The organism is Streptomyces sp. NPDC046887, from assembly GCF_040644755.1.
GTDB lineage: Bacteria > Actinomycetota > Actinomycetes > Streptomycetales > Streptomycetaceae > Streptomyces > Streptomyces lichenis.
This window is the reverse complement of the sequence record NZ_JBEYXH010000037.1, coordinates 41063-65982: the sequence shown is the minus strand read 5'-3', so window position 1 is coordinate 65982 and position 24920 is coordinate 41063. Positions and strand designations below refer to the sequence as shown.

Annotated in this window: 23 protein-coding genes and 1 pseudogene; 7 read left to right on the top strand and 17 right to left on the bottom strand. The window is 72.3% G+C overall.

From position 1 onward, the window contains the following. Positions 1-36 precede the first annotated feature (36 nt). On the top strand, positions 37-849 hold the full coding sequence (locus tag ABZ945_RS26925) for a hypothetical protein (RefSeq protein WP_361274461.1): 813 nt from the start codon (positions 37-39) through the stop codon (positions 847-849). A gap of 169 nt (positions 850-1018) precedes the next feature. Further along, positions 1019-1198, top strand: coding sequence for a hypothetical protein (locus tag ABZ945_RS26920; RefSeq protein ID WP_361274458.1), 180 nt, complete (start codon positions 1019-1021; stop codon positions 1196-1198). A 32-nt stretch (positions 1199-1230) separates the two neighbouring features. On the opposite strand, the gene ABZ945_RS26915 is transcribed toward ABZ945_RS26920, so the two are convergent. After that, complete coding sequence (locus ABZ945_RS26915) at positions 1231-1605, bottom strand: metal-sensitive transcriptional regulator (protein WP_361274495.1); 375 nt, start codon at positions 1603-1605, stop codon at positions 1231-1233. Positions 1606-1872: 267 nt separating this feature from the next. Here ABZ945_RS26915 and ABZ945_RS26910 point away from each other — a divergent pair, with 267 nt between their 5' ends. Then, positions 1873-2493, top strand: coding sequence for a DUF47 family protein (locus ABZ945_RS26910; RefSeq protein ID WP_248637391.1), 621 nt, complete (start codon positions 1873-1875; stop codon positions 2491-2493). Between the two features lie 5 nt (positions 2494-2498). Then, positions 2499-3497, top strand: coding sequence for an inorganic phosphate transporter (locus tag ABZ945_RS26905; RefSeq protein ID WP_248637392.1), 999 nt, complete (start codon positions 2499-2501; stop codon positions 3495-3497). A 191-nt stretch (positions 3498-3688) separates the two neighbouring features. Here the strand turns inward: ABZ945_RS26905 and pstB are convergent, their stop codons facing one another. From pstB to mshD, 11 genes and pseudogenes are all read right to left on the bottom strand, one after another. Continuing rightward, the gene (gene pstB, locus ABZ945_RS26900) at positions 3689-4465 is read right to left on the bottom strand and encodes a phosphate ABC transporter ATP-binding protein PstB (protein ID WP_248637393.1); all 777 of its coding nucleotides are present in this window, start codon (positions 4463-4465) and stop codon (positions 3689-3691) included. A 25-nt stretch (positions 4466-4490) separates the two neighbouring features. Continuing rightward, entirely contained in the window at positions 4491-5573 is a 1083-nt protein-coding gene (pstA, locus tag ABZ945_RS26895; protein WP_361274455.1) for a phosphate ABC transporter permease PstA, read from the bottom strand. Then, entirely contained in the window at positions 5570-6562 is a 993-nt protein-coding gene (gene pstC, locus ABZ945_RS26890) for a phosphate ABC transporter permease subunit PstC (RefSeq protein ID WP_361274452.1), read from the bottom strand. The genes pstA and pstC overlap by 4 nt, the downstream gene beginning before the upstream one ends. A 148-nt stretch (positions 6563-6710) precedes the next feature. Beyond that, positions 6711-7844 (bottom strand): phosphate ABC transporter substrate-binding protein PstS, encoded by a 1134-nt coding sequence (pstS, locus tag ABZ945_RS26885; RefSeq protein ID WP_361274449.1) that lies wholly within the window; start codon positions 7842-7844, stop codon positions 6711-6713. A 264-nt stretch (positions 7845-8108) separates the two neighbouring features. Then, positions 8109-8528: an NUDIX hydrolase gene (locus ABZ945_RS26880; RefSeq protein ID WP_361274447.1), complete on the bottom strand. Its 420-nt coding sequence runs from the start codon at positions 8526-8528 to the stop codon at positions 8109-8111. Continuing rightward, positions 8525-9442: a CHAD domain-containing protein gene (locus tag ABZ945_RS26875; protein ID WP_361274492.1), complete on the bottom strand. Its 918-nt coding sequence runs from the start codon at positions 9440-9442 to the stop codon at positions 8525-8527. The genes ABZ945_RS26880 and ABZ945_RS26875 overlap by 4 nt, the downstream gene beginning before the upstream one ends. Positions 9443-9527: 85 nt before the next feature. Further along, entirely contained in the window at positions 9528-11759 is a 2232-nt protein-coding gene (locus ABZ945_RS26870) for an RNA degradosome polyphosphate kinase (protein WP_361274444.1), read from the bottom strand. 296 nt (positions 11760-12055) lie between these two features. Beyond that, positions 12056-13057, bottom strand: a complete 1002-nt coding sequence (locus tag ABZ945_RS26865; RefSeq protein ID WP_361274442.1) for an ABC transporter permease — start codon at positions 13055-13057, stop codon at positions 12056-12058. Further along, positions 13054-13992: pseudogene (locus ABZ945_RS26860) on the bottom strand (ABC transporter ATP-binding protein). The gene ABZ945_RS26865 and the pseudogene ABZ945_RS26860 overlap by 4 nt, the downstream one beginning before the upstream one ends. Continuing rightward, positions 13989-14411, bottom strand: a complete 423-nt coding sequence (locus tag ABZ945_RS26855) for a GntR family transcriptional regulator (protein WP_361274490.1) — start codon at positions 14409-14411, stop codon at positions 13989-13991. The pseudogene ABZ945_RS26860 and the gene ABZ945_RS26855 overlap by 4 nt, the downstream one beginning before the upstream one ends. Positions 14412-14521: 110 nt before the next feature. Continuing rightward, on the bottom strand, positions 14522-15460 hold the full coding sequence (mshD, locus tag ABZ945_RS26850) for a mycothiol synthase (protein WP_361274440.1): 939 nt from the start codon (positions 15458-15460) through the stop codon (positions 14522-14524). Positions 15461-15715: 255 nt separating this feature from the next. Here mshD and ABZ945_RS26845 point away from each other — a divergent pair, with 255 nt between their 5' ends. The 3 genes from ABZ945_RS26845 (at position 15716) to ABZ945_RS26835 (ending at position 19458) form a co-directional block, all read left to right on the top strand. Then, a complete protein-coding gene (locus tag ABZ945_RS26845) occupies positions 15716-17527 on the top strand; it encodes a bifunctional metallophosphatase/5'-nucleotidase (RefSeq protein ID WP_361274437.1) in 1812 nt (603 codons plus the stop codon). Between the two features lie 131 nt (positions 17528-17658). Continuing rightward, a complete protein-coding gene (locus ABZ945_RS26840) occupies positions 17659-18105 on the top strand; it encodes a helix-turn-helix domain-containing protein (protein ID WP_361274434.1) in 447 nt (148 codons plus the stop codon). 411 nt (positions 18106-18516) lie between these two features. Next, positions 18517-19458 (top strand): phosphatidylinositol-specific phospholipase C, encoded by a 942-nt coding sequence (locus ABZ945_RS26835; protein ID WP_361274432.1) that lies wholly within the window; start codon positions 18517-18519, stop codon positions 19456-19458. Between the two features lie 10 nt (positions 19459-19468). On the opposite strand, the gene ABZ945_RS26830 is transcribed toward ABZ945_RS26835, so the two are convergent. From ABZ945_RS26830 to ABZ945_RS26810, 5 genes are all read right to left on the bottom strand, one after another. After that, complete coding sequence (locus ABZ945_RS26830) at positions 19469-20887, bottom strand: HAMP domain-containing sensor histidine kinase (RefSeq protein WP_361274429.1); 1419 nt, start codon at positions 20885-20887, stop codon at positions 19469-19471. Positions 20888-20927: 40 nt separating this feature from the next. After that, positions 20928-21644, bottom strand: coding sequence for a response regulator transcription factor (locus tag ABZ945_RS26825; RefSeq protein WP_361274427.1), 717 nt, complete (start codon positions 21642-21644; stop codon positions 20928-20930). A 121-nt stretch (positions 21645-21765) separates the two neighbouring features. Then, on the bottom strand, positions 21766-22776 hold the full coding sequence (locus tag ABZ945_RS26820; RefSeq protein WP_361274423.1) for a trypsin-like peptidase domain-containing protein: 1011 nt from the start codon (positions 22774-22776) through the stop codon (positions 21766-21768). A 108-nt stretch (positions 22777-22884) separates the two neighbouring features. Next, positions 22885-23913, bottom strand: coding sequence for a LacI family DNA-binding transcriptional regulator (locus ABZ945_RS26815; RefSeq protein ID WP_361274420.1), 1029 nt, complete (start codon positions 23911-23913; stop codon positions 22885-22887). Positions 23914-23948: 35 nt separating this feature from the next. Then, positions 23949-24782, bottom strand: coding sequence for a response regulator transcription factor (locus ABZ945_RS26810; RefSeq protein ID WP_361274417.1), 834 nt, complete (start codon positions 24780-24782; stop codon positions 23949-23951). Positions 24783-24920 lie beyond the last annotated feature (138 nt).

The following is a 24920-nucleotide window of genomic DNA, read 5'->3' as shown; positions in this document are numbered from 1 at the left end:
CGGCAGCGGCGGTACGGCGTTGGGGGTCGGCAGGCGATGGTGCAGCAGCACAGGCGCGGAGGCGGCGCGGTCGCCGTCACGGCCGCCGTGATGGGGGCGGTGGCCACCGGGTGCTCCGCGGCGGCGGACGCCACCCCCGGCCCGGACCCGGCCCAGGCCGTGCGTACCGCCCCCGAGGTGCTGGCCCGGGCCGGGACGTCCAAGGCGCGCACCTCCATGGAGATGGCGACCGGCGGCACCCGGGTCACCATCCGGGGCGAGGGCGCCTACGACTTCGCCACCGGGCACGGGCGGCTGAAGGTGGTGCTGCCGCGCGACCCCTCCGGCGCGGAGGGCCACCGCCCCATCACCGAACTGCTCGCCCCCGGCGCCCTCTACATGAAGAACCGCGGTGCGGGCGTGCCCGCCGACAAGTGGGTACGGCTGGACACCGCCGCCCTCTCCGACGGCAACCTGGTCACCGGCGGGGCCACCGACCCGGCCGCCGCCGCCGAACTGCTGCGCGGCGCACGGGGCGTGCGGCACATCGGCGAGGAGGAGCTGGCGGGCGTGCCGGTCACCCACTACCGGGGCGTCGCCGACCTGGGGCACGCCGCCCGGGCCGCCTCCCCCCGGCTGCGCGCCGTGCTCGCCGCAGCGGCGAAAGGGTTCACCAGGGACAGCGTCCCGTTCGACGCCTATCTGGACCGGGAGGGGCGGCTGCGCAAGGTCCGCCACCAGTTCAGCTTCGCCAACGAGGGGCGGACGGTGGCGGTGGCCTCCACCACCCTGCTCTACGAGTTCGGGGCCCCGGTCACCGTGGTGCTGCCGCCCGAGCGGGACATCTACACCGGCAAGGTCGGCATGTAAGGGGTGGAGGGGGCGGCGGCTCCCGGCGCGGGGCACGGCCCGGGTGGTCGGAAGAATGGTCCAGACGTGTCATGCGCGTACCGTGCCGTGCTCCCTACGCTGGGGAGCCGGAAGGGTCGCGCGACCGCGACCGCGGCCACGACCGGGGAACACTTCGCAGGAAGAGGTGATGTGCGTGCCACCGCCCAGCCCGACGACCGTCCAGGACCTCGTCGCCCTCGCCGAGATCGACCTGTGCGGCGAGCTGATGATCGCCGCCTCCGCATCGGACGGGGACCGGCTGAGTGCCGCGTGTATCGACGAGGTGCTGAACGTCATACCGGCGGCCCGCGGCGCCTCCGCGCCCTGAGGTGAGGCCGGGGAGGAAGAAGAAGGGGGAGGTCAGGTGCGCAGCAGGCGGGCGATGGCCTTGGTGGCCTCCTCGACCTTGGCGTCGATCTCGTCCCCGCCCTTGACGGCGGCGTCCGCGACGCAGTGCCGCAGATGCTCCTCCAGCAGCTGGAGCGCGAAGGACTGCAGGGCCTTGGTGGACGCGGAGACCTGGGTGAGGATGTCGATGCAGTAGACGTCCTCGGCGACCATCCGCTGAAGGCCCCGGATCTGGCCCTCGATCCGGCGCAGCCGCTTCAGGTGCTCGTCCTTCTGCTTGTGGTAGCCGTGCACCCCGTGGTCGTGGTCGGTCACCGGCCCGATCTCGCCGGTGGCAGCGGCGGGGGCGGAGGCGTCCGGGCCGGCCGCCGCCTCGTGATCGGTCACGGCGCCCGCACCGTCGGTCACACCCTCGGTGCTCCCGCCGTCCGGAAGGCCGGCCGCCTCGGTGGTCGTCATCGCGTCCTCCCGTTGTCCTGTAAGGGTTTACATACCCCTCGGGGGCATATGATACCGGCTGGTCGGAAAAGGTGGCCGGGGGGCGGTTCTGTTCACTGTGCCTGATGGGCGACACTGAACAACGCCGGTTAGCCGTGGCCGGATGATGCGCCTAGCATCAGCCTGACCGAACCCCATGCACCCCGAGGACCCCACGTGCGTTTTCGTCTGACCCCCAGGGAGACGAGCTTCTACGACATGTTCTCCGCGTCCGCGGACAACATCGTCACGGGCTCCAAGCTCCTGATGGAACTGCTCGGGGCGGACGCCTCCGCCCGGGCCGAGATCGCGGAGCGGATGCGGGCGGCGGAGCACGCGGGGGACGACGCGACCCACGCGATCTTCCACCAGTTGAACTCCTCCTTCATCACGCCGTTCGACCGCGAGGACATCTACGCCCTCGCCTCGTCGCTCGACGACATCATGGACTTCATGGAGGAGGCGGTCGACCTGGTCGTCCTCTACAACGTCAAGGAACTGCCCAAGGGCGTCGAGCAGCAGATCGAGGTGCTCGCCCGGGCCGCCGAGCTGACCGCCGAGGCCATGCCGCACCTGCGGACCATGGACAGCCTCACCGAGTACTGGATCGAGGTCAACCGGCTGGAGAACCAGGCGGACCAGATCCACCGCAAGCTGCTGGCCCACCTGTTCAACGGCAAGTACGACGCCATGGAGGTGCTGAAGCTCAAGCAGATCGTGGACGTGCTGGAGGAGGCCGCGGACGCCTTCGAGCACGTGGCCAACACGGTGGAGACCATCGCGGTCAAGGAGTCCTGAGCTTCGTGGACACCTTCGCGCTGATCGTGACCATCGGTGTCGCGCTCGGCTTCACCTACACCAACGGCTTCCACGACTCGGCGAACGCCATCGCCACCTCGGTCTCCACCCGGGCGCTGACCCCGCGGGCCGCGCTCGCCATGGCCGCGGTGATGAACCTCGCGGGCGCCTTCCTCGGCAGCGGCGTCGCCAAGACCGTCAGCGAGGGCCTGATCGAGACACCGCACGGGCGCAACGGGATGGGCATCCTGTTCGCCGCGCTGGTCGGCGCGATCGTCTGGAACCTGGTCACCTGGTACTTCGGGCTGCCCTCGTCCTCCTCGCACGCGCTCTTCGGCGGCATGGTCGGCGCGGCCCTCGCCGGCGGCACCGAGGTCATCTGGTCCGGCGTGCTGGACAAGATCGTCATCCCGATGTTCCTCTCCCCGGTGGTCGGCCTGATCGCCGGCTATCTGGTGATGTGCGCGATCCTGTGGATGTTCCGCAAGGCCAACCCACACAAGGCCAAGCGCGGCTTCCGGATAGCCCAGACCGTCTCGGCGGCCGGTATGGCTCTGGGCCACGGCCTCCAGGACGCCCAGAAGACCATGGGCATCGTGGTGATGGCCCTGGTCATCGCCGATGTCCAGGACGCAGGCGACGCCATCCCGATCTGGGTCAAGATCGCCTGTGCGGTGATGCTGTCGCTGGGTACGTACGCGGGCGGCTGGCGCATCATGCGCACCCTCGGCCGCAAGATCATCGAGCTGGACCCGCCGCAGGGCTTCGCCGCGGAGACCACCGGCGCCTCGATCATGTTCGGTTCGGCGTTCATCTTCCACGCCCCGATCTCCACCACCCATGTGATCACCTCCGCGATCATGGGCGTCGGCGCGACCAAGCGGGTCAACGCGGTCCGCTGGGGCGTGGCGAAGAACATCATCCTGGGCTGGTTCATCACCATGCCGGCCGCGGCCCTGGTCGCCGCGCTCAGCTACTTCGTGGTGCAGCTGCTCTTCGGCTGAGCCGCGTATCCCACGGGATACGAGAAGGGCCCGCCTCCCCGTTCGACGGGGGAGGCGGGCCCTCGGCCTATCCCCCGGTGTCCCCCGGGGGAAGGCCCGGCCTTGCGGTGGCACCGCCATGCAGCACCGCAGGGCGTCCGGCCCCACCGGGCACGCCGAGTGCGCGGCGTACCTGGTGAGGAGTGCGGGGATCAGCCGAAGCGGCCGGAGATGTAGTCCTCGGTCGCCTGGACCGACGGGTTGGAGAAGATCCGGTCGGTCTCGTCGATCTCGATCAGCTTGCCCGGCTGCCCCACGGCCGCCAGGTTGAAGAAGGCGGTACGGTCCGAGACCCGGGCCGCCTGCTGCATGTTGTGGGTCACGATGACGATCGTGAACCGCTCCTTCAGCTCGCTGATCAGGTCCTCGATGGCGAGGGTGGAGATCGGGTCGAGCGCCGAGCAGGGCTCGTCCATCAGCAGCACGTCCGGCTCGACCGCGATGGCGCGGGCGATGCACAGCCGCTGCTGCTGGCCGCCGGAGAGGCCGGAGCCCGGCTTGTTGAGGCGGTCCTTCACCTCGTCCCAGAGGTTGGCGCCCCGCAGCGAGCGCTCCACCACCCCGGCCAGCTCGTTCTTCTTGTAGGAGCCGTTCAGCCGGAGGCCGGCCGCCACGTTGTCGAAGATCGACATGGTGGGGAACGGGTTGGGGCGCTGGAAGACCATGCCGACCGTGCGGCGCACGGTGACCGGGTCCACGGAGGAGCCGTAGAGGTTCTCGTCGTCCAGCATCACCTTGCCCTCGACGCGCCCGCCCGGGGTCACCTCGTGCATCCGGTTCAGGGTGCGCAGGAAGGTGGACTTGCCGCAGCCGGAGGGGCCGATGAAGGCGGTCACGGAGCGGGGCTCGACGGTCATCGAGATGTCGTCGATCGCCTTGTGGGAGCCGTAGTACGCGGACAGTCCGCTGACGTCGATGCGCTTGGCCATTTCAATCACTACTTCCGGTGCCGGGTCAGCGGCTTGTCTTCGGGGCCTTCCAGCGGGCGATGCCGCGGGCCACCAGGTTGAGGATCATGACGAAGGCGATCAGCACCAGGGCGGCGGCCCAGGCCCGGTCGTAGGCGGCCACCTCACCGATCTTGTACTGCTCGTAGATGTAGAACGGCAGGGAGGACTGCTCGCCGGCGAACGGGTTGGTGTTGATCAGCTGGTTGCCGAAGACGACCAAGATGATCGGGGCCGTCTCACCCGCGATACGGGCGATCGCGAGCATCACACCGGTGGTGATGCCGCCGATCGCGGTGGGCAGCACCACCTTGAGGATCACCCGCCACTTGGGCACGCCCAGGGCGAGGGCCGCCTCGCGGAGCTCGTTGGGGACGAGCTTGAGCATCTCCTCGGTGGAGCGCACCACGACCGGGATCATCAGGATCGACAGGGCCAGGGCGCCCATCAGGCCGGACGGCTCGATGCCGGCGATCAGCATGATGGAGAGGATGAACAGACCGGCCACGATCGACGGGATACCGGTCATCACGTCCACGAAGAAGGTGACCGCCCGGGCCAGCGCGCCCCGGCCGTACTCGACCAGGTAGACGGCGGTCAGCAGGCCGATCGGGGCGGAGAGCACGGTGGCGATGCCGACCTGCTCCAGGGTGCCGATCAGCGCGTGGTAGACGCCGCCGGTGGCCTCCGAGCCGAGCACACCGGCCATGGAGTGGGAGAGGAAGTAGCCGTCCAGGCGCTCGACGCCGCGGCTGACCGTGGTCCACAGCAGCGAGACCAGCGGGACGACGGCGACCAGGAAGCAGACCCACACCACGCTGGTGGCGAGCCGGTCCTTGGCCTGGCGCTGGTTCTCCACGGCCGTGGTCACCGCGTACGACAGGGCCAGGAAGATCAGCGCGGAGAGCAGCCCCCACTGGGTGCGGCTGTGCCAGCCGGCGGCCAGCGAGACGCCGACGCCGAGGGCGATCGACACCGCGGCGAAGCCGAGGGGCGCGAGGCGGGGCAGCGAGCGGCTGCTGAGGCTGGAGCGCGCGGGAGGCGCGGGAGCGGGGCGGCGGTCCTTCAGACCGGTGGTGGCGTGGCTCATGCGTTGGCCCCCGAGTACTCCTTGCGGCGGGCGATGATCAGCCGGGCCGCGCCGTTGACCAGCAGGGTCAGGATGAACAGGACGAGGCCGGAGGCGATCAGGGCGTCCCGCCCGAACTCGTTGGCCTCGCCGAACTTGGCGGCGATGTTCTGGGCGAAGGTGCCGCCGCCCGGGTTGAGCAGGTGCAGCGAGATGAGGAAGTTCGGCGACAGGACCGTGGCGACGGCCATCGTCTCGCCGAGCGCCCGGCCCAGGCCCAGCATCGAGGCCGAGATGATGCCGGAGCGGCCGAAGGGCAGCACGGACAGCCGGATGACCTCCCAGCGGGTGGCGCCCAGGGCGAGGGCGGCCTCCTCGTTCATCTTGGGGACCTGGAGGAAGACCTCGCGGCTGACGCTGGTCACGATCGGCAGGATCATGATCGCCAGCAGGATGCCCACGGTGAACAGCGAGCGGGGGATGCCGACCTCGGTCTTCTCGAAGACGTAGGTCCAGCCGAAGAACTCGTCCAGCCAGGAGTTGAGGCCTTCGAGGTACGGGACGAGGACCAGGGCGCCCCAGATGCCGTAGATGATCGACGGCACGGCGGCCAGCAGGTCCACCACGTACGCGAGCGGCGCGGCCACCTTGCGCGGGGCGTAGTGCGAGATGAACAGGGCGATGCCGACGGCGATCGGGACCGCGATCACCATGGCGACGATCGAGCTGACGATCGTGCCGAAGAGGAGCACCGCGATGCCGAAGACCGGCGGGTCGCCGGCGGTGTTCCACTCGAAGGTGGTGAGGAAGTCGCCCTCGTTGTCGGAGAGCGCGATGACGGAGCGGTAGCTGAGGAACACGGCGATGGACGCCATGATCACCAGCAGCAGGATGCCCGAGCCCTTGGAGAGGCCCAGGAAGACCTTGTCGCCCAGGCGCCCGGTGGACCGGGAGCCGGGCCCCGGGACCGGCGGCGCCGGTGGGGTGTCTGTGGGTGTGGTGGAAGCCATGGTCTTTCCGGTCTGTGGGGAGGAGCGCGGGGCTCCCCTGGCGGCGGTGCACCGGATGGGCGGGTGGGACGGGGTACTGCGGGTGGAGCGGGGTACGGCCGGTGGCGGGCCGGCCCGGGGGAGCCTCCGGGCCGGCCCGCCGGCGGGGTTACAAGAGGCCCTTGACCGTCTCGCGGACCTTGGCGTTGATCTCGGCCGGGATGGGCGCGTAGCCCGCCTCGGTCAGGATCTTCTGGCCGTCCTCGGAGGCGGCGTAGCCCAGGAAGGACTTGACCGCGGAGAGGGTCTCCGGCTTGTTGCCCTTGTCGCAGACCACCTCGTAGGTGACCAGGACGATCGGGTAGGCGCCGTCCGCCTTGGTGGTGTAGTCCAGGCCGAGCGCCAGGTCCTTGCCGGTGCCCTTGATCTGGGCGGCGGCGATGGCCTTGGAGGCGTTCTCCGAGGTGGCCTGCACCGGGGCGGAGCCGCCGGTGTCGATGTCCACCGTGGTGATCCCCTGGGACTTGGCGTAGGAGAGCTCGAAGTAGCCGATCGCGCCGTCGACCTGCTTCACCTGGGCGGCGACACCGGAGGAACCGGAGGCCGCCTGGCCGCCGGGGGCCGGCCAGGCCTTCTCCGGCTCGTACTTCCAGGCGTCGGGGGCGGCGGCGCCCAGGTACTTGCCGAGGTTCTGCGTGGTGCCGGAGTCCTCGGAGCGGTGGAAGGCCTGGATCGCGGTGTCCGGCAGCTTCACACCCTCGTTGAGCTTGGCGATCGCCGGGTCGTTCCACTTCTTGATCTTCGAGTCGAAGATCTTGGCCAGCGTCGGCGCGTCCAGGGTGAGCTTGTCGACGCCCTCCAGGTGGAAGCCGATCGCGATCGGGCCGCCCACCATCGGCAGGTTGATGCCCTGGCCCGTCTTGCAGACCTTCTTGGACTCGGCGACCTCCTCGGGCTTCAGTGCCGAGTCGGAGCCGGCGAAGCCCACGGTGCCCTGGTTGAAGGCGACGATGCCCTCACCGGAGGACGAGGAGTTGTAGTTGACCTGCACCTGCGGGCAGGCGGCCAGGTAGTTCTTGACCCACAGGTCCATGGCGTTCTTCTGGGCACTGGAGCCCGAGGCGCGCAGCTGGCCCTTGGCGTCACCGCAGTCGACGTTGGAGGACGCGGTCGGCTTGGTGCCGCCGCTGTCGCCGCCGCCGGTGTTGTCGTCCGAACCGCACGCCGTGAGGACCAGGGCGCCGGAGACCACAAGGGCGCCGAGCGCGGCGGCGCGAAGCCCGTTCTTGCGCTGAAGCTTCACTTTCGGGTGTTCCTTCCAGAAGCCGCCGAGTCGGTTCGTCGGTACGGCGGCGTGCGTCGGGTGTGGGGTGGGAGCGGCCGTCTGCCGGTCCCTCCGGTACGGCCGAAATTAGGCAGATCAGGTGACGCCGCCGACGGAGGAGAGTGAACGGCGAGTGAACCGTGCCGGAATCCGTGGTGCGCGAATGTGTGTACGAGGGCGGGTGTACGAGGACGTGGGGCCCGCCCGGACCGGGGCACCCCCGCCGGCCCCCCACGGCCGCCGTCAGTCGTGGTCGAGGGCGCTGAGCAGGGCCGGGACGAGCGGGAGGTCGTGCGGGTAGCTCAGCCGCGCCCGGGCCTGGGCCGGCGGCAGCCAGACCACCCGGTCCACCTCCCGGTTCGGGGTGAACGCCCCGCCGGTCGCCTCCGCCTCCCAGTAGGCCACCTCCTTCGGGTGTCCCTTCGCGGTGTACCGGACCGTGGGCAGCCTGGCCCCCGGGCGGCAGTGGTGGCCGGTCTCCTCCAGCACCTCGCGCAGCGCCGTGCGCCGCGGCTCCTCGTCGCCCTCGGCCTTGCCCTTGGGGAAGGTCCAGTCGCCGTACTTCGGCCGGTGTACGAGGCACAGCTCCAGCTGCCCGGCGCGCCGCCGCCACAGCACACAGCCGGCGGCCAGCACCGTACGGGGCGGATCCGGGGCGGTCATGTGGCCACCGCCGTGCGCTGCCAGGCCCGCCGGAAGGCCAGCCGGGCCGCCTCCACCTCGTGCCGCTGGTCGGCGTGGAGCACCCCGAGCGCGTACGCGGTGGCCGGGGCGATCCGGGGGGTACGGGCCGCGGTGGCGGCCGCCGCGGCCGCCTCGGCGGCGTCCCGGTGCCGGTCCAGCGCCCGCCCCGCCTCGTACCGCACCGGCTCCTCGCCGCGCAGCTCCCGGGCGTACCGGTGCAGCCGCAGCAGCCGCCGCACCTGGTGCCAGGGCAGGTCCTGCTGCTCGCCGCCGACCACCGGGGCCATCGGCAGCCGGGCGACCGCGTCCAGCAGCCGCCGCTCGGCGTCCCGCGCGGGCCCGTCCAGGCCTCGTTCGGCGGGGCGGGCCCTGCCGCCCGCCGGGGTGAGCGGCACCTCGGAGACCAGCAGCGCCACCGCGTCGGCGACCGCGTGGAAGCGGGAGGAGCCGAAGGTCTGCAGGGCGGCGGAGTGGGCCCGGGTCCGGGCCAGGGTGAGCTGGCGCTCCAGCAGGGCGCCGGCCCGGGCGGCGCCGACCCCCATGGCCTCCCGGCCGCCCGCCACCGGTGTCCGCGGTCCGGGCAGCGCGGCGGAGGCGCCGGCGGCCCCTCCGGTGAGCCGGGTCAACGCGTCCACCAGCCGTACCAGTTGGGCGGTGCAGGCGTGCTCCTGGCCCACCACCCCGGAGAACCAGGCCAGCTCGGCGCGGAGCTGGTCCGCCCAGGCCGGGTCCAGCAGCGGCCGGAAGGTGTGCAGGGTGCCGCCGATCCGGCGGGCGGCGGCGCCCAGAGCCAGGGTGGCCTCCTCGGTGCCCGCGCTGTCCGCGCCGCGCTCGCGGTGCCGGCGCAGGGCCCGCAGGAAGTCCCCGGCGCGCGCGTGCAGATAACCGGTCAGCGCGTCCGAGGCGGTGGCGACGGGCGAGGCGGGTCCGCCCTCGGGTTCCGGGTCCGTACCCGTCGGCGTACCCGGGGGCCGGTGGTCAGGGTGTGGCACGTCGGCGCCTCCGCGCGTCGATCAGCATCTCCTGTACGTGCTTGAGCGGTGCGCCGTCGGCGTCGGTGGCATGCCGGGTCCACTCGCCGTCCGGGCCGAGGTGCCAGGAGGAGGTGGTGTCGGCCATACCGGCGTCGAACAGCCGGGTGAGCGAGGCGCGGTGCGCCGGGTCGGAGACCCGTACCAGCGCCTCGATCCGGCGGTCCAGGTTGCGGTGCATCATGTCGGCGCTGCCCAGCCAGACCTCGGGCTCGCCGCCGTTGCCGAAGGCGAAGATCCGGGAGTGCTCCAGGAAGCGGCCGAGGACCGAGCGCACCCGGATGTTCTCCGACAGCCCCGCCACCCCGGGCCGTACCGCGCAGATCCCGCGCACCCACACGTCCACCGGCACCCCGGCCTGCGAGGCGCGGTAGCAGGCGTCGATGACGGCCTCGTCCACCATGGAGTTGGCCTTGATCCGGACGTAGGCGGGGCGGCCGGCCCGGTGGTGGACGACCTCCTTGTTGATCCGGGAGACCAGCCCGTCTCGCAGCGACTTCGGGGCGACCAGCAGCCGGCGGTAGGTCTCCCGGCGGGAGTAGCCGGAGAGCCGGTTGAACAGGTCGGACAGGTCCGCCCCGACCTGCGGGTCGGCGGTGAGCAGCCCCAGGTCCTCGTAGAGCCGGGCGGTCTTGGGGTGGTAGTTGCCGGTGCCGACGTGCGAGTAGCGGCGCAGCACCTCGCCCTCCTGGCGGACCACCAGGGACAGCTTGCAGTGCGTCTTCAGGCCGACCAGGCCGTAGACCACATGGCAGCCGGCCTCCTCCAGCTTCCGCGCCCACTTGATGTTGGCCTGCTCGTCGAACCGGGCCTTGATCTCCACCAGGACCAGCACCTGCTTGCCGGACTCGGCGGCGTCGATCAGGGCGTCCACTATCGGCGAGTCGCCGGAGGTGCGGTACAGCGTCTGCTTGATGGCGAGCACGTCCGGGTCGGCGGCGGCCTGCTCCAGGAACGCCTGCACGGAGGTGGAGAAGGAGTCGTACGGGTGGTGCAGCAGCACGTCCCGCTCGCGCAGCGCGCCGAAGATGTCCGGCGCGGAGGCCGACTCGAACTCGGCGAGGTCGCGGTGGGTCCCGGCCACGAACTTCTTGTACTTCAGCTCCGGGCGGTCCAGCGACGCGATGCCGAACAGCCCGGTCAGGTCCAGCGGACCGGGCAGCGGGTAGACCTCGGCGTCGGACACCTTCAGCTCGCGGACCAGCAGGTCCAGCACGTACGGGTCGATGGACTCCTCGACCTCCAGCCGCACCGGCGGCCCGAAGCGGCGCCGCATCAGCTCCTTCTCCAGGGCCTGGAGGAGGTTCTCCGCGTCGTCTTCCTCGACCTCCAGGTCCTCGTTCCTGGTCACCCGGAACATGTGGTGCGCCAGCACCTCCATGCCGGGGAACAGCTCCTCCAGATGCGCGGCGATGACGTCCTCCAGCGGGACGTACCGCTGCGGGGAGGCCTCCAGGAAGCGGGTGAGCAGCGGCGGCACCTTCACCCGGGCGAAGTGCCGGTGGCCGCTGACCGGGTTGCGCACGACGACGGCCAGGTTGAGGGAGAGGCCGGAGATGTACGGGAAGGGGTGCGCCGGGTCCACGGCGAGCGGGGTGAGCACCGGGAAGATCTGCTGGCGGAACAGCGTGAAGAGCCGGGCCTGCTCCTTCTCGGTCAGCTCGGGCCAGCGGATCAGATGGATGGACTCGTCGGCCAGGGCCGGGGCCACGTCCTGCTGGAAGCAGGCGGCGTGCCGGGCCATGAGCTCGCGCGAGCGGGTCCAGATCAGGTCCAGCACCTCGCGCGGCTGGAGCCCGGAGGCGGACCGGGTGGCGACCCCGGTGGCGATCCGGCGCTTCAGCCCGGCGACCCGGACCATGAAGAACTCGTCCAGGTTGGAGGCGAAGATCGCCAGGAAGTTCGCCCGTTCGAGGAGCGGGGTCGCCGGGTCCTCGGCCAGCTCCAGCACCCGCTCGTTGAACGCCAGCCAGCTGCGCTCGCGGTCCAGGAAGCGGCCCTGCGGCAGCTCGGCGCCGTCCTCCTCGTACGCGTCGAGGTCGGCGTCCAGGTCGGGCGAGAGGCCCGGTGCGGAACCGGCGGCGACGGTGTGCGGCCGGTGCGCGGCGAGCGCGCCGACGGAGGGCTGGGCGGTGGCGGACGGGGCCGGGACCTGGACATCGGCGGGCTGCTGGCTCATGGCACCATTCTTCCGCGCCCGGGGCAGGTCAAGCGCGTCGGACGGCTCCGGGAGGTCCGGGGAGTCCGGGGCGGCCGAGGGGTCCGGGGGTCCGATGGCTCCCTCCCGGGGGGAAGCTCCTGTGCGGCGGGCGTGCGCATTCGCCGACGCTCGCATGGTCGTCTGAATGTCCGGTGACGGCGACATGACGCCTGGGTGCGGCGGGGTGTGTCCGCCGGGCCTCTTGTGGCAAGGGCCCCGGGTCCGTGGCCGCACCCCCGTGGCGGTCACGGACCCGGGGCCCGGTTCGTACGGCGTCAGCCGTGGAGTCGGCGCAGCACCCGGAAGGCGACGGCGACCGCGAGCGCGGCGAGGGCGAGCAGGATGCCGGACTCGACGAGCTGGAGGGGCCAGTAGTGGCTCTCCGGGTGGTAGTCGACGAAGGGCGTGACGCCGCCCCGGGCCCGCATGCAGTCGACGTAGCTCTCCGGCGCGGTGAAGCAAGTCTCCCGGGTGATCCGCTCGCCCGAGGCGGTGAGCATGCCGTCCCGCACCGGCCACGCCGCTCCGGAGCCGAGGCCGAGCGCCTCCCGGCCGGTCAGCGTCCGGCTGGGCCACAGCCAGGGGTGGGCCTGGTACAGGGCGATGAGCACCGCGCCGACCGCGAGTGCGGCCACCGCCATCGCCGGGACGGTACGGCGGGCCAGCAGCCCGGCCAGCGTGCCCACCGCCAGACCCAGCACGGTCAGGGCGACGGGCAGCAGACCGCTGGTGGCGTAGGTGGCGGGGTCCCACCACCGGGTGTAGTAGGAGAAGTCGGTCTGCCGGGCGGGGCGGGCCCAGGCGAAGAACGGCAGGAGCACGGCGGTCGCGGTGGCCGACGCCGCCAGCGGGACGGCCAGCTTGGCCGCCAGCCAGCGGGTCGGCGTGACGGACTGGCTCCACGCCAGTTTGTAGGTGCCCGCCTCCAGCTCGCGGGCCACCAGCGGCCCGGCCGCGAAGGCCGCGACGACGCCGGGCAGGGCGACCAGCGCCACCGACGCGTACACCAGGACGGCGTAGGCCGCGGAGGAGGCCTCCGAGAGGTCGGAGCCCGGCTGGAAGCACCGGGGCCGGGTGTCGGCTTCGGTGCATCCGGCGGCGCTCAACGCGTCCGCGGCGCCCTCCCGCCAGAGCCGGGTGGTGACCAGGGCGGCGGCGACCAGCACGGTGAAGGCCAGCAGCGTCCACAGCGCCCAGCGGTGCTGGCGCAGCACCAGCCGGGGCAGACCGGACAGCAGCGGACGGGACATACGGGTGTCGAGGCCGACGGCGCTCACGCGGCCACTCCTTCCGGCGATGACGGGGTGGCGCTCGGGGTGAGCAGCGGCGGGGCCCCGGGCGCGCGGAGGTGGGCGAGGAGCAGCTCCTCCAGGGACGGCTCGGCGGTGCCCCAGGACCCCGCGTCGACCGGGCCGTCCTGGCGGACCAGCGCGGTGAGCTGGCGCCCGGTGGTACGGGACTCCACCACCGTGTGCGGGGCGAGGTCGGCGACCGGGCCGGTGAGCAGCCGGTGCGCGGCCAGCAGGTCGTCGATACCGCCGCCGAGCCGGACCCGGCCGCCGGCCACCAGCAGCAGGTAGTCGCAGGCGCCCTCCAGCTCGGTGAGGATGTGCGAGGACATCACGACGGTGGTGCCGTGCTCGGCGGCGTCGGCCATCAGGGTGCCCATCAGCTGGTGGCGGGCATGGGGGTCCCCCCGTCGCCCTTAAGGCGATGGGGGAGGGTCTAGGTCGGCCATCGGCTCGTCAAGGAGCAGCAGTTCGGGCCGCTTGCCGAGCGCCAGGGCGAGCGCCAGCCGGGTGCGCTGGCCGCCGGAGAGGGTACGGACCCGGGCCTTTGGGTCGAGCGGGCCGGCCTCCACCACGGCGGCGGCCGCCCCGGCGTCCCAGCGGCCCGGGTTGAGCTCGGCGCCGGCCGCCAGCGTCTGGGCGACGGTGAGCTGCCCGTAGAGCGGCTTGTCCTGGGCCACGTACGCCATCCGCTCCCGTACGGCGGCGGGCTCGGCCCCCAGCACCCGCAGCGTTCCGCCGCTGGGCCGCAGCAGCCCGGCGGCGAGGGCGAGCAGGGTGCTCTTGCCCGCCCCGTTGGGGCCGACGACCGCGCAGATCCGGCCGGCCGGCAGGCGGAAGGAGCAGTCGTCCAGGGCGGGTGGCCGCCGTCTGCCGAACCGCTTGGCGAGGCCATGGGCCTCCAGTGCGCTGACGCTGGTCATGCGTTCTCGTCCCCCTGCTGAGTCCGCCGGGCCCGCGGGGCCCGGTAGGTGTCGTCGAGTACGGAGGTGAAGAGCGCCGCCATGTCCTCGCGCTCCAGCCCCGTCTCGCGGGCGCGCCGCGCCCAGTCGGCCAGTTCGTCGTGGAGCGGGGACCCGGCGGCGGAGGCGGCGCCGCCGAGGGTGGCGCGGACGAAGGTGCCCAGGCCCCGGCGGGCCTCCACCAGCCCCTCCCGCTCCAGTTCGCGGTAGGCCTTGAGCACGGTGTTCGGGTTGATGGCGGTGGCCTGGACGACCTCGCGGGCCGTCGGCAGCCGGTCGCCGGGCTCCAGCAGGCCCAGGCGGAGGGCCTGCTGGGTCTGCTGGACGATCTGGAGGTAGGTGGCGACGCCGCTGCGCCGGTCGATCCGGAACTCGACCATGGTGGACCGCACCCGCCTTTCACTAATCAAGTAGTGGAATGGTGATGCAAGAGAGGGCGGGACGTCAAGATCGCTCGACGCCCCGCCCGTGTCTTCTCTTCGGATACGGCTCAGGTCTCCGACCGGTACATCAGGTCCACCTCGTGCGTGGTGAACCCCATCCCCTCGTACACCCGCACCGCCGCCGTGTTGTCGGCGTCCACGTAGAGCATCGCCGTCGGCAGCCCCTCGGCCGCCAGATGCCGCAGCCCCACCGAGGTCAGCGCCTTGCCGAGGCCGCCGCCCTGGGCGTCCGGCGCCACCCCCACCACGTACACCTCGCCCAGCTGCTCCTCGGCGTGCACCTTGGTCCAGTGGAACCCGGCGATCGAGCCGTCGGCCTCGCGTACGGCGAGGAAGAAGCCCTTCGGGTCGAACCAGGGCTCCGCCTTGCGGTCGTCCAGGTCCCGCTGGCTCAGCGAGCCCTGCTCGGGGTGGTGGGCGAAGGCGGCCGCGTTGACGGCGAGCCAGGCCCCGTCATCCTCGCCCGGGACGAAGGTGCGGAAGGCGGTCCCCGGCGGCAGCACCGGCTCGGGCAGCTCCGGACCGCCGGCCAGTGGCCGCCGCATCTGCCGCAGTTCGCGGAAGAGGGTCAGCCCGAGGACCTGGGCCAGATGGCGGGCGGCCGGCTTGCCGCCGTGCGCCCACACCCGCAGCCGCTTGCCCGAGGCGGCCAGCAGCGCCGCGCCGAGCGCCCGGCCATGGCCCCGGCCGCGGTGGCGGGGGTGCACCACCAGCTCGGCGGCCGGCGCCTCCACCGGGTCGGTGTCCTCCAGCTGCGCGTAGCCCGCGAGTTCGCCCCGCACGCTGAGCAGCAGATGGGAGACGCCCTCCCGGCGCCCGCCGCGCAACTGGAGCCGCCCCTGCTCGGAGACGGCCTGCATACCGTCCGAGGCGGCCGCCTCGGTGAGCAGTTCCAGGACGCCGGCGGCCTGCTCCTCGCTCAGGGCGTCCAGGGTGTCGATACGGCGGCCGGGTTCGAGAGCCGGTGCGGAGGCGTCAGTCGTCATATGTCGAGCCTACGGCGGCCGTCCTCCCTATCACCGGCGCGCACCACAACGCAGGGCCGAAGGCTCCGTCTCCCCGGAAGGCAACCAGCTCGTAACCCGCGTACCCCTGTTGCGCTACGCGCGTTGACTCTAGGCTGCGCGCTGGACCGCACCTCCGCCACGCCCCCGCGCGCCGGACCGCCGTGCGGGGACCGCCTGTTGGCGGCCGACCGCCGCACCGGGCGGGGGCCGTCCGCTGAACCACCGAGGGGACAGATGTCAGCGACACCGAAGAAGAACCGCGCGGCGCGGCGGCTGCTGGCCGGCGCCGCCGGCCTGGCCACCGTGGGCGCCCTGGTCGCCGCCATGCCGGCCGGCGCGCAGAGCGGCCACGGCGGCGGCAAGGGGCACGGCCACGGCCGCACCGTCGACGTCCAGCTGCTCTCCTTCAACGACCTGCACGGCAACCTGGAGGCGCCGGCCGGCTCCTCCGGCCAGGTCACCCGCACCCGCCCGGACGGCACCACCGAGAAGGTGGACGCGGGCGGCGTCGAGTACCTCGCCAGCCACCTCCGCACCGCCCGCAAGGGCAACCGGTACTCGGTGACCGCGGCCGCGGGCGACCTCATCGGCGCCTCCCCGCTGATGTCGGGGCTGTTCCACGACGAGCCGACCGTCGAGGCGCTCAACAAGCTGAAGCTGGACGTCACCTCGGTGGGCAACCACGAGTTCGACGAGGGCGCCAAGGAGCTGGCCCGCATCCAGAACGGCGGCTGCCACCCCACCGGCGGGTGCTACGAGAAGGGCAAGCGCTTCAAGGGCGCCGACTTCCCCTACCTCGCCGCCAACGTGACAAGCGAGAAGACCGGCAAGCCCCTCCTGGACCCGTACTTCGTCTGGAAGCACAAGGGCGTCAAGATCGGCTTCATCGGTGTGACCCTGGAGGGCACCCCGAACATCGTCACCGCCGAGGGCGTCAAGGGCCTGAAGTTCGGCGACGAGGTCGAGACCATCAACAAGTACGCCAAGGTGCTGGAGCGCAAGGGCGTCAAGTCGATCGTGGCCCTGGTGCACGAGGGCGGCGCCCCGGCCTCCCAGTCGGTGGACTACGACTGCGACAGCCCCGGCGCGGGCGACGGCATCTCCGGCCCGATCACCGACATCGCCAAGAAGGTCTCGCCGCAGGTGGACGCGCTGGTCACCGGCCACACCCACCAGGCGTACGTGTGCAGCATCCCGGACCCGTCCGGCAAGCCGCGCATGGTCACCTCGGCGTCGTCGTACGGCAAGCTGTACACCGACACCACGCTGACCTACGACCGCCGCACCAAGGACATCGTCCGCACCGCGGTGAAGTCGGCCAACCGGATCGTCACCCGGGACGTGCCCAAGGCCCCCGACATGACCTCCCTCATCCAGCGGTGGAACGCGCTCGCCGCGCCGATCGCCAACAAGCCGCAGGGCTGGATCTCCGCCGACATCAACGGGCGGGGCTCCACCGCGTACGAGAAGCCGCTCGGCAACCTGATCGCGGACGCCCAGCTCGCGGGCCTCGCCCCGGCCGACAAGGGCGGCGCCCAGCTCGCCCTGATGAACCCGGGCGGCATCCGCTCCGACCTCGTCTTCAAGGCGTCCGCGGGTGAGGGCGACGGCGTCGTCACCTACGGCGAGGCGTTCACCGTGCAGCCGTTCACCAACATGATGAACGTGGTCGACCTGACCGGCGCCCAGCTGATCGCCGCGCTCCAGCAGCAGGTCAGCGGCTCCAACGAGGCCTCCCCGAAGATCCTCCAGGTCTCCAAGGGCCTGACCTACACCCTGGACACCACCAAGTCCGGCGCCGCCCGGATCGCGGCCGACTCGGTCAAGCTGAACGGCCAGGCCATCGACCCGGCCAAGACCTACCGCGTCGCCATGAACGAGTTCCTGGCCGGCGGCGGCGACGGCTTCCCCGCCCTCGCCCAGGGCAAGAACAAGCTGGTCGGCGCCTCCGACCTGGACGTCTTCAACGCCTACCTGGCCGCCAACTCCACGGCCACCACCCCCCTCGCGCCCCCCGCCACCGACCGCATCAAGGTCGTCCAGTAACCCGGCCCGCTTGACCTCACCCCCGCGAAGGGCGGCGCATCCCCCGATGCGCCGCCCTTCGCTTGTACCGGATCGGTGTTGCGTTTCTTTCGAATTATGCGACCCTGGGGTCAGTGGACGAGGAGGCGTACATGTACAGCACCACCGAGGACACCACGCTGCTTCCCGAGCACCGTGCGGAGATCGCCGCGCTGCGCGCCTTTCTCGACCAGACCCCTGCCGCGAGTGAGCCCGCCCTGCTGAGAGGCCCGTGCGGCACGGTCCACACCCTGCCCGCCGAGGTGTACGAGGCGCTGACCGTGGTGGTGCGGGCCCTGTCCGAGGGCAAGGCGGTCACCGTCGCACCCACGCACACGACACTGACCACGCAGGAGGCGGCCGACATGCTCGGTGTCAGCCGGCCCACCTTCGTCAAGATCCTCGACAGGGGGGAGATCCCGTACTCGCGTCCCGGCCGCCACCGCCGGGTGCTGCTGTCCGACGTGCTCGCCTACCGGGAGCGACGGCGCGGCAGAAGTCGACAGGGTCTGGACGAACTGGTGCGCCTCACCGAGGAGTCCGGGCTGTACGACGACTGACCCTCCAGGAGCATCGTGCAGCGCGTCATTCTGGACACTTGTGTCCTCTTCCCCAACTACCTTCGAGACACCCTTCTGTCGCTGGCCGAGGCCGACGCCTACGAGCCGCTCTGGTCCGACGGCATCCTGGAGGAACTGCGCCGGAACATCTCGGAGAGGCGGGGCCCCGAGACGGCGAAGGGGCCGTCCCGGACGGGATGGCGCCATGCCGCCCGGCGAGACATGGTGCTCCCGGCGAGTGGGCCCTCCGGCCGACAGCCTCGGCAGCCCCCGCCGCCCGACCGGCCGTGCCAGGCCGGAAGAGGGGGTGCCGCCGGTCGGTCCCGGTCGGGCGGCGCATTGCTCAGCCGCCCTGCTCGTTGCCGTTCCGACCCTCTGTCGTTCCTGTCGTGCTCACGCCATACTCCGCGCATGACTCCACGCCTGGACACGACCGCGCTGGACGCCCCCGCCCCCGTGCTCGCCCCCGCCCCGTCCTCGTCGCGAGGGGTGGGCCGGCGGGGCTTCCTGGCGGGGGCGGCCGCGTTCTCCGCCGCCGCATTGCTCGGCACCGCACCGGCCGCGGCGCGAACCAGGGCGGGCACCGCCGACTGGATGGGCGCCCTGCCCGACGCCACACCGCTGCACCGGCTCACCATCCCCGGCACCCATAACTCCGCCGCCCCGGCCGGCGGGCTCTGGGTGGCCTGCCAGAACACCGGCGTCGGGCAGCAACTGACCGCCGGGATCCGGTTCCTGGACATCCGGTGCCGGGTCACCGGCGACTCCTTCGCCATCCATCACGGGGCGTACTACCAGAACCAGATGTTCGGTGATGTGCTGATCGCCTGCCGCGACTTCCTCGGCGCCCATCCGGGCGAGACCGTGCTGATGCGTGTCAAGCAGGAGTACTCGGAGGAGAGCGACGCGGTCTTCCGCCAGGTCTTCGACCGCTACCTCGACGCCAAGGGCTGGCGGCCGCTCTTCCGCATCGGCGACGGGCTGCCGCTGCTCGGGGAGGCACGCGGGCGGGTGGTGCTGCTCGCCGACAACGGCGGCCTGCCGGGGGTCCGCTACGGCGACGGAGCGCTGTTCGACATCCAGGACGACTACATGGCGGAGCCGTTCGCCAAGTACCCCAAGATCGAGTCGCACTTCCTCAAGGCGGCGTCCCAGCCCGGCAGGCTGTACATCAACTACGTCTCCACCGCCGCCCTGCTCCCACCGCGCTGGAACGCCGACCGGCTCAACCCGCGGGTCCACTCCTTCCTCGACGGCTCCGGGGGGCGGGACCTCCGGGGCCTCGGCATCGTGCCGATGGACTTCCCCCACACCCGGGTGGGGCTGGTGGAGTCCTTGATCCGGCACAACTGAGGGGAGGGGGTCAGAGGCTCGGGTGGTGGCGGGGCGGGGGCGTGGCGGCGCCGGGGAGGCGGATGAGGGCGCGGGTGCCGCCGCCGTCGGCGGGGGCCAACTCGACGGTGCCGCCGGAACGCTGGACGGTGCGGGCCACGATGGAGAGGCCGAGGCCCGAGCCGGGGAGGCTGCGGGCGGAGGGGGAGCGCCAGAACCGTTCGAAGACATGCGGCAGCTCCTCGGGCGGGATGCCCGGGCCGTGGTCCCGTACCGTCAGCTCGCCGCGGGTGAGGGCGACCTCCACGGTGCCGTGGGGCGGGGAGAACTTCACCGCGTTGTCCAGGACGTTCACCAGGGCGCGTTCCAGGGCGGCCGGCTCGGCCCGTACGTACCAGGGCTCGGGGTCGGTTGCGGTGAGGGTGAGGTCGGGGCCGGCGCGGAGGCGGACGCGGTCCAGGGCGGTGGCGAGGATCTCGTGCAGCGGGACCACCTCCAGGGGCCCCTGGCCGACCGCGTCGGGGCGGGACAGCTCCTGGAGGTCGCCGATGAGGGAGGCCAGCTCGGTCATCTGGGCCTTGACGGAGGTCAGGAGGTCGCGGCGGTCGGCGGGGGGCAGCGGGCGGCCGGTGTCCTCGCTGCGGGCCAGCAGCTCGATATTGGTGCGCAGGGAGGTGAGGGGAGTGCGCAGCTCGTGCCCGGCGTCGGCGATCAGCTGCGACTGCCGGTCCCGGGAGGAGGCCAGCGCGGTGGTCATCGCGTTGAAGGAGCGGGACAGCCGGGCGATCTCGTCCTCGCCCTCGACCGGGATACGGACGGTGAGGTCCTCGGTGCGCGCCACATGCTCGACGGCTCCGGTCAGCCGGTCCACCGGCTTGAGGCCGGTGCGCGCCACCCACAGCCCGGCCGCGCCCGCGCCGAGCACCCCGAGCCCGGCGAGCGCGGTCAGCACCAGGGCGAGCCGGTTCAGGGCGCCGTCGATCTCGCCGAGCGGGCGGGACATGGACACCGTGTAGCCGGTGTTCGCGTCGCGCTCGGTGAAGATCCGTACCGTCTGCCCCGAGTCGGTCCGCCCGTCGTGCAGGGCGCTGGCCGCACCGCCCTGGGCCACCTCCACATCGGCCCGCTGGACGGCGACCGCGGCCGAGCCGGCGCCCACACAGCGGCCGCCGTCCGGCACGACCAGCTGCCAGTTGACGTAGGACGGACCGGCGTCCGCCGGCGCGGGCTGGGCGGTGCGCCGGCAGTTCAGCGCCGCCTCCCGCTGCCCGCCCAGGGGTACGGACAGGTTCTCCAGGGCGCTGTCCATCTCGTCCCGCAACTGCGCCCGGGTCAGCAGCCAGCAGGCCACCGAGACGGCCGCCACCGCCACGGCCACCGCGACGGCGGTGAGCAGCGCCAGCCGGGAGCGGAGGGGGAGGGAGCGGAACCGCGCCAGGGGTCGTCTCACCTGCGCCCCTCCTCGGTGCTCCCGGCGAGACAAGCGGCCCTCACTCCGGGCCCCCGCGCAGGACGTAGCCGACGCCGCGCACGGTGTGCACGAGCCGGGGTTCGCCGCCCGCCTCGGTCTTGCGGCGCAGATACATCACGTACACATCGAGGGAGTTGGAGCTCGGCTCGAAGTCGAAGCCCCACACGGCCTTGAGGATCTGCTCCCGGGTGAGGACCTGGCGGGGGTGGGCGAGGAACATCTCCAGCAGGGTGAACTCGGTACGGGTCAGCTCCACGGGCCGCCCGCCGCGGGTCACCTCGCGGGTGGCCGGGTCCATCCGCAGGTCGGCGAAGGCCAGCACCCCGCCGTCCTCCTCGGGGGCCCCGGCGCCCACCGCGTAGGAGCTGCGCCGCAGCAGGGCCCGGATGCGGGCGAACAACTCGTCCAGCTCGAACGGCTTGACCAGGTAGTCGTCGGCGCCCGCGTCCAGCCCGGTGACCCGGTCGCCGACGGTGTCCCGGGCGGTCAGCATCAGGATCGGCACCGTCGATCCGGCGGCGCGCACCCGGCGGGCCGCGGTCAGCCCGTCCACGCCGGGCATCTGGATGTCCAGGACGACGAGGTCGGGCCCGTACGCGGCGATCTTGGCCAGCGCGTCGGCACCGTCGACGGCGACCTCGGTCCCGTACCCCTCGAAGGCCAGGCTGCGCTGGAGGGCTTCGCGGACGGCGGGCTCGTCGTCGACGATCAGGATGCGCTCCCCGGTGGTGTTCATGGAATCAGCCTTGCACGCCGGTCCGGCAGCGGACGTCCGCCTGTGGACAGCGGCCGTGCTCCGACCGGACGTCCGCCTGTGGACGACGGCCGTGCGACGGCGCCGGTCACGCGCCCGCCGGTTATGCGCCACCGCCGTCGCGGAGCTGGTCCAGGGTGGCCTTGAGGGTGTTGACCGGGATGGCGAAGCCGAGGCCCACGCTGCCGGAGCTTCCGCCCGCACCGGAACCGCCGCTCGGCGCGTACATGGCGGAGTTGATGCCGATGATCCGGCCCTCCATGTCGATCAGCGCACCGCCGGAGTTGCCCGGGTTGATCGGGGCGTCGGTCTGGATGGCCTGGTAGGTGGTCTTCGACGAGCCGGTGTCCCCGTTGAACCGCTGGCCGCCGAACTCGAACGGCCAGCCCTGCTCACCCTCACCGCCACCTTGACCGGCCGTGTCCTCGTCCTTGGCGACGGTCACATCCCGGTCGAGCGCCGAGACGATGCCGCTGGTCACCGTGCCGGTCAGCCCCTCGGGCGAGCCGATGGCCACCACCTGGTCGCCCACCTTGACCTGGTCGGAGTCGCCGAGGGCGGCCGCCTTCAGCCCGGAGGCGCCGCGGAGCTTGATCAGCGCCAGGTCCTTGTCGGCGTCGGTGCCCACCACCTCGGCGGTGTACGTCTTGCCGTCGTTCAGCCGGACCTTGATCTCGGAGGCGCCGGAGATGACGTGGTTGTTGGTGACGATCTCACCGTCCGAGGTGATGATCACACCGGAGCCGGTGGACTGCCCGGAGCCGGAGGCCGCGCTGATCTCCACGGTGCTCGGCGAGACCGCCTGGGCCACCCCGGCGACGGTGCCCTTGCTGGACTGGGAGACATTGCTGCCGGTCGCCGCGGAGCTGCTGCCTGCGGCCTGGTCCGCCGGGTTCAGCTGCTGCACCAGGGTCGCCGCGCCCCCGCCGATCGCGGCGGCGGCGATGGCCACGGCGGCGAGCAGCGCCACGGGGCGCTTGGCCCGCCGGTGCTCCCCAGGAGCCGACGCCGGAGCCGGGGTACCGAACGCCGGGGCGTACTCCGGGCGGGGCGGGTGGTACGGGTACGGGGTGGTGCCGCCTTCGTCGCCGCTGCTGCGGTAGTGGTCCGTCATGACCACGACTGTCGGCCCGGTGGATGAGAGCCGTCTGAGACCACCCTGAAAGTCCCGGCAGAGTGCTGTATGCCCGATATAAGGACAGCACGGGTGAGGCGGTCGTCGTCAGTCGCCGGTGCAGCCGCAGGATCTGCGGACCACCAGGGCGGACGGGAACTGCCGTACCCGCTCGCGCTGGGAGCCGGCCACCCGCAGGCCGTCGTCCAGCACCAGGTCCACCGCGGCCCGGGCCATCGCCGGGCGGTCGGAGGAGACGGTGGTGAGCGGCGGGTCGGTGAGCCCGGCCTCCTTGACGTCGTCGAACCCGGCCACCGCCAGGTCCCCGGGTACGTCGAGCCGCAGCTCGCGGGCGGCCCGCAGCACACCGATGGCCTGGTCGTCGGTGGAGCAGAAGATGGCCGGCGGCCGGTCGGGGCCGGCCAGGATCTTCAGCGCGGCCTGGTAGGCGTCATAGCGGTTGAACGGGGCCCGGAAGAACCGTCCCTCCACCGAGTGGCCCGCCTCGGTCATGGCCCGGCGCCAGCCCTCGGCGTGGTCGGTCACCGGGTCGCCGATCTTGGGCGTCTCCTCCACGCCGCCGAGGCAGGCGACGTACGGGTAGCCGTGCTCCAGCAGATGGCGTACGGCGAGCTGGGCGCCGCCGATGTCGTCGGTGACCACGGCCACGTCGTCGATCGCCTCGGGGCGCTCGTGGAGCAGCACCACCCGGGCGTCCCAGGCCTCGATCTCCTGCGCGGCGCGCTGGCTGGGACCCTGGCTGACCAGGATCAGCCCGGCCACCCGCATGCCGAGGAAGGCCCGCAGATAGTGGACCTCGCGCTCGTCGCGGTAGTCGGAGTTGCCGACCAGCACCATCTTGCCGCGGTCGGCGGCGGCCCGTTCGACCGCGTGCGCCATCTCCGCGAAGAACGGCTGCCGCGCGTCGGGCACGATCATGCCTATGAGGTCGGTCCGCCGCGAGGCCATGGCCTGCGCCACCCGGTCGGGCCGGTAGCCCAGCTGCTTGATCGCGGCGAGTACGCGCTCGCGCGTGGCCGGGGCGACCGGCCGGGGTCCATTGTTGATGACATAGCTGACGACCGCGGTGGAAGTACCCGCCAGTCGCGCCACATCGTCCCGCGTCACCTTGGCCACGCGCGGCAGTCTACGCGGAGAGAACGCGGGGGGAACTAGGTCTTCGCAGGCCGTCCGGCCGCCGAGTGGATCGGCTCGGCCGACGTCGACGCCCGGTCGTCGGATTCCCGCGGCCCGCGGTCCTCGGCGCCCCGGGGGTCCCGGCCGCGGGACTTCTCGGCCTCCTTGGCGCGGGCCTCCTCGGCCGCCCGCTCCACCTTCTCCGGGGTGACGAACCGGTAGCCCACGTTCCGTACGGTGCCGATCAGCGACTCGTGCTCGGGGCCCAGCTTGGCGCGCAGCCGCCGGACATGGACGTCCACCGTCCGCGTACCGCCGAAGTAGTCGTAGCCCCACACCTCCTGGAGCAGCTGGGCGCGGGTGAAGACCCGGCCGGGGTGCTGCGCCAGGTACTTGAGCAGCTCGAACTCCTTGAAGGTCAGGTCCAGCACCCGGCCCTTCAGCTTGGCGCTGTAGGTGGCCTCGTCCACCGACAGGTCGCCGTTGCGGATCTCCATCGGGGAGTCGTCGGCGGTGATCTGCTGGCGGCCCATGGCCAGCCGCAGCCGCGCCTCGACCTCGGCCGGGCCCGCGGTGTCCAGCAGTACGTCGTCCACGCCCCAGTCGGCGGTGACGGCGGCCAGCCCGCCCTCGGTGACCACCAGGATCAGCGGGCAGCCGGGTCCGGTGGAGCGCAGCAGCTGGCAGAGGGAACGTACCTGCGGCAGGTCGCGCCGCCCGTCGACGAGGATCACATCGGCGCCGGGGGTGTCCACCAGGGCCGGTCCCTCGGCCGGCGCCACCCGTACGTTGTGCAGCAGCAGTCCGAGGGCGGGCAGCACCTCGGTGGAGGGCTGCAGGGCGTTGGTCAGCAGGAGCAGGGAACTCATCGCGCCTCCCCCGTCATCGGGGCGGTCGTCTGTTCGTCGTGCACGGTTCGGCGGCCCATCACGTCGGTTCCTCCTCGGTCCCTTGCTGGGGCACCTCCCGCGGCCTGTCGCCCGCGGGGGAGTTGCGCGGAACTGCTT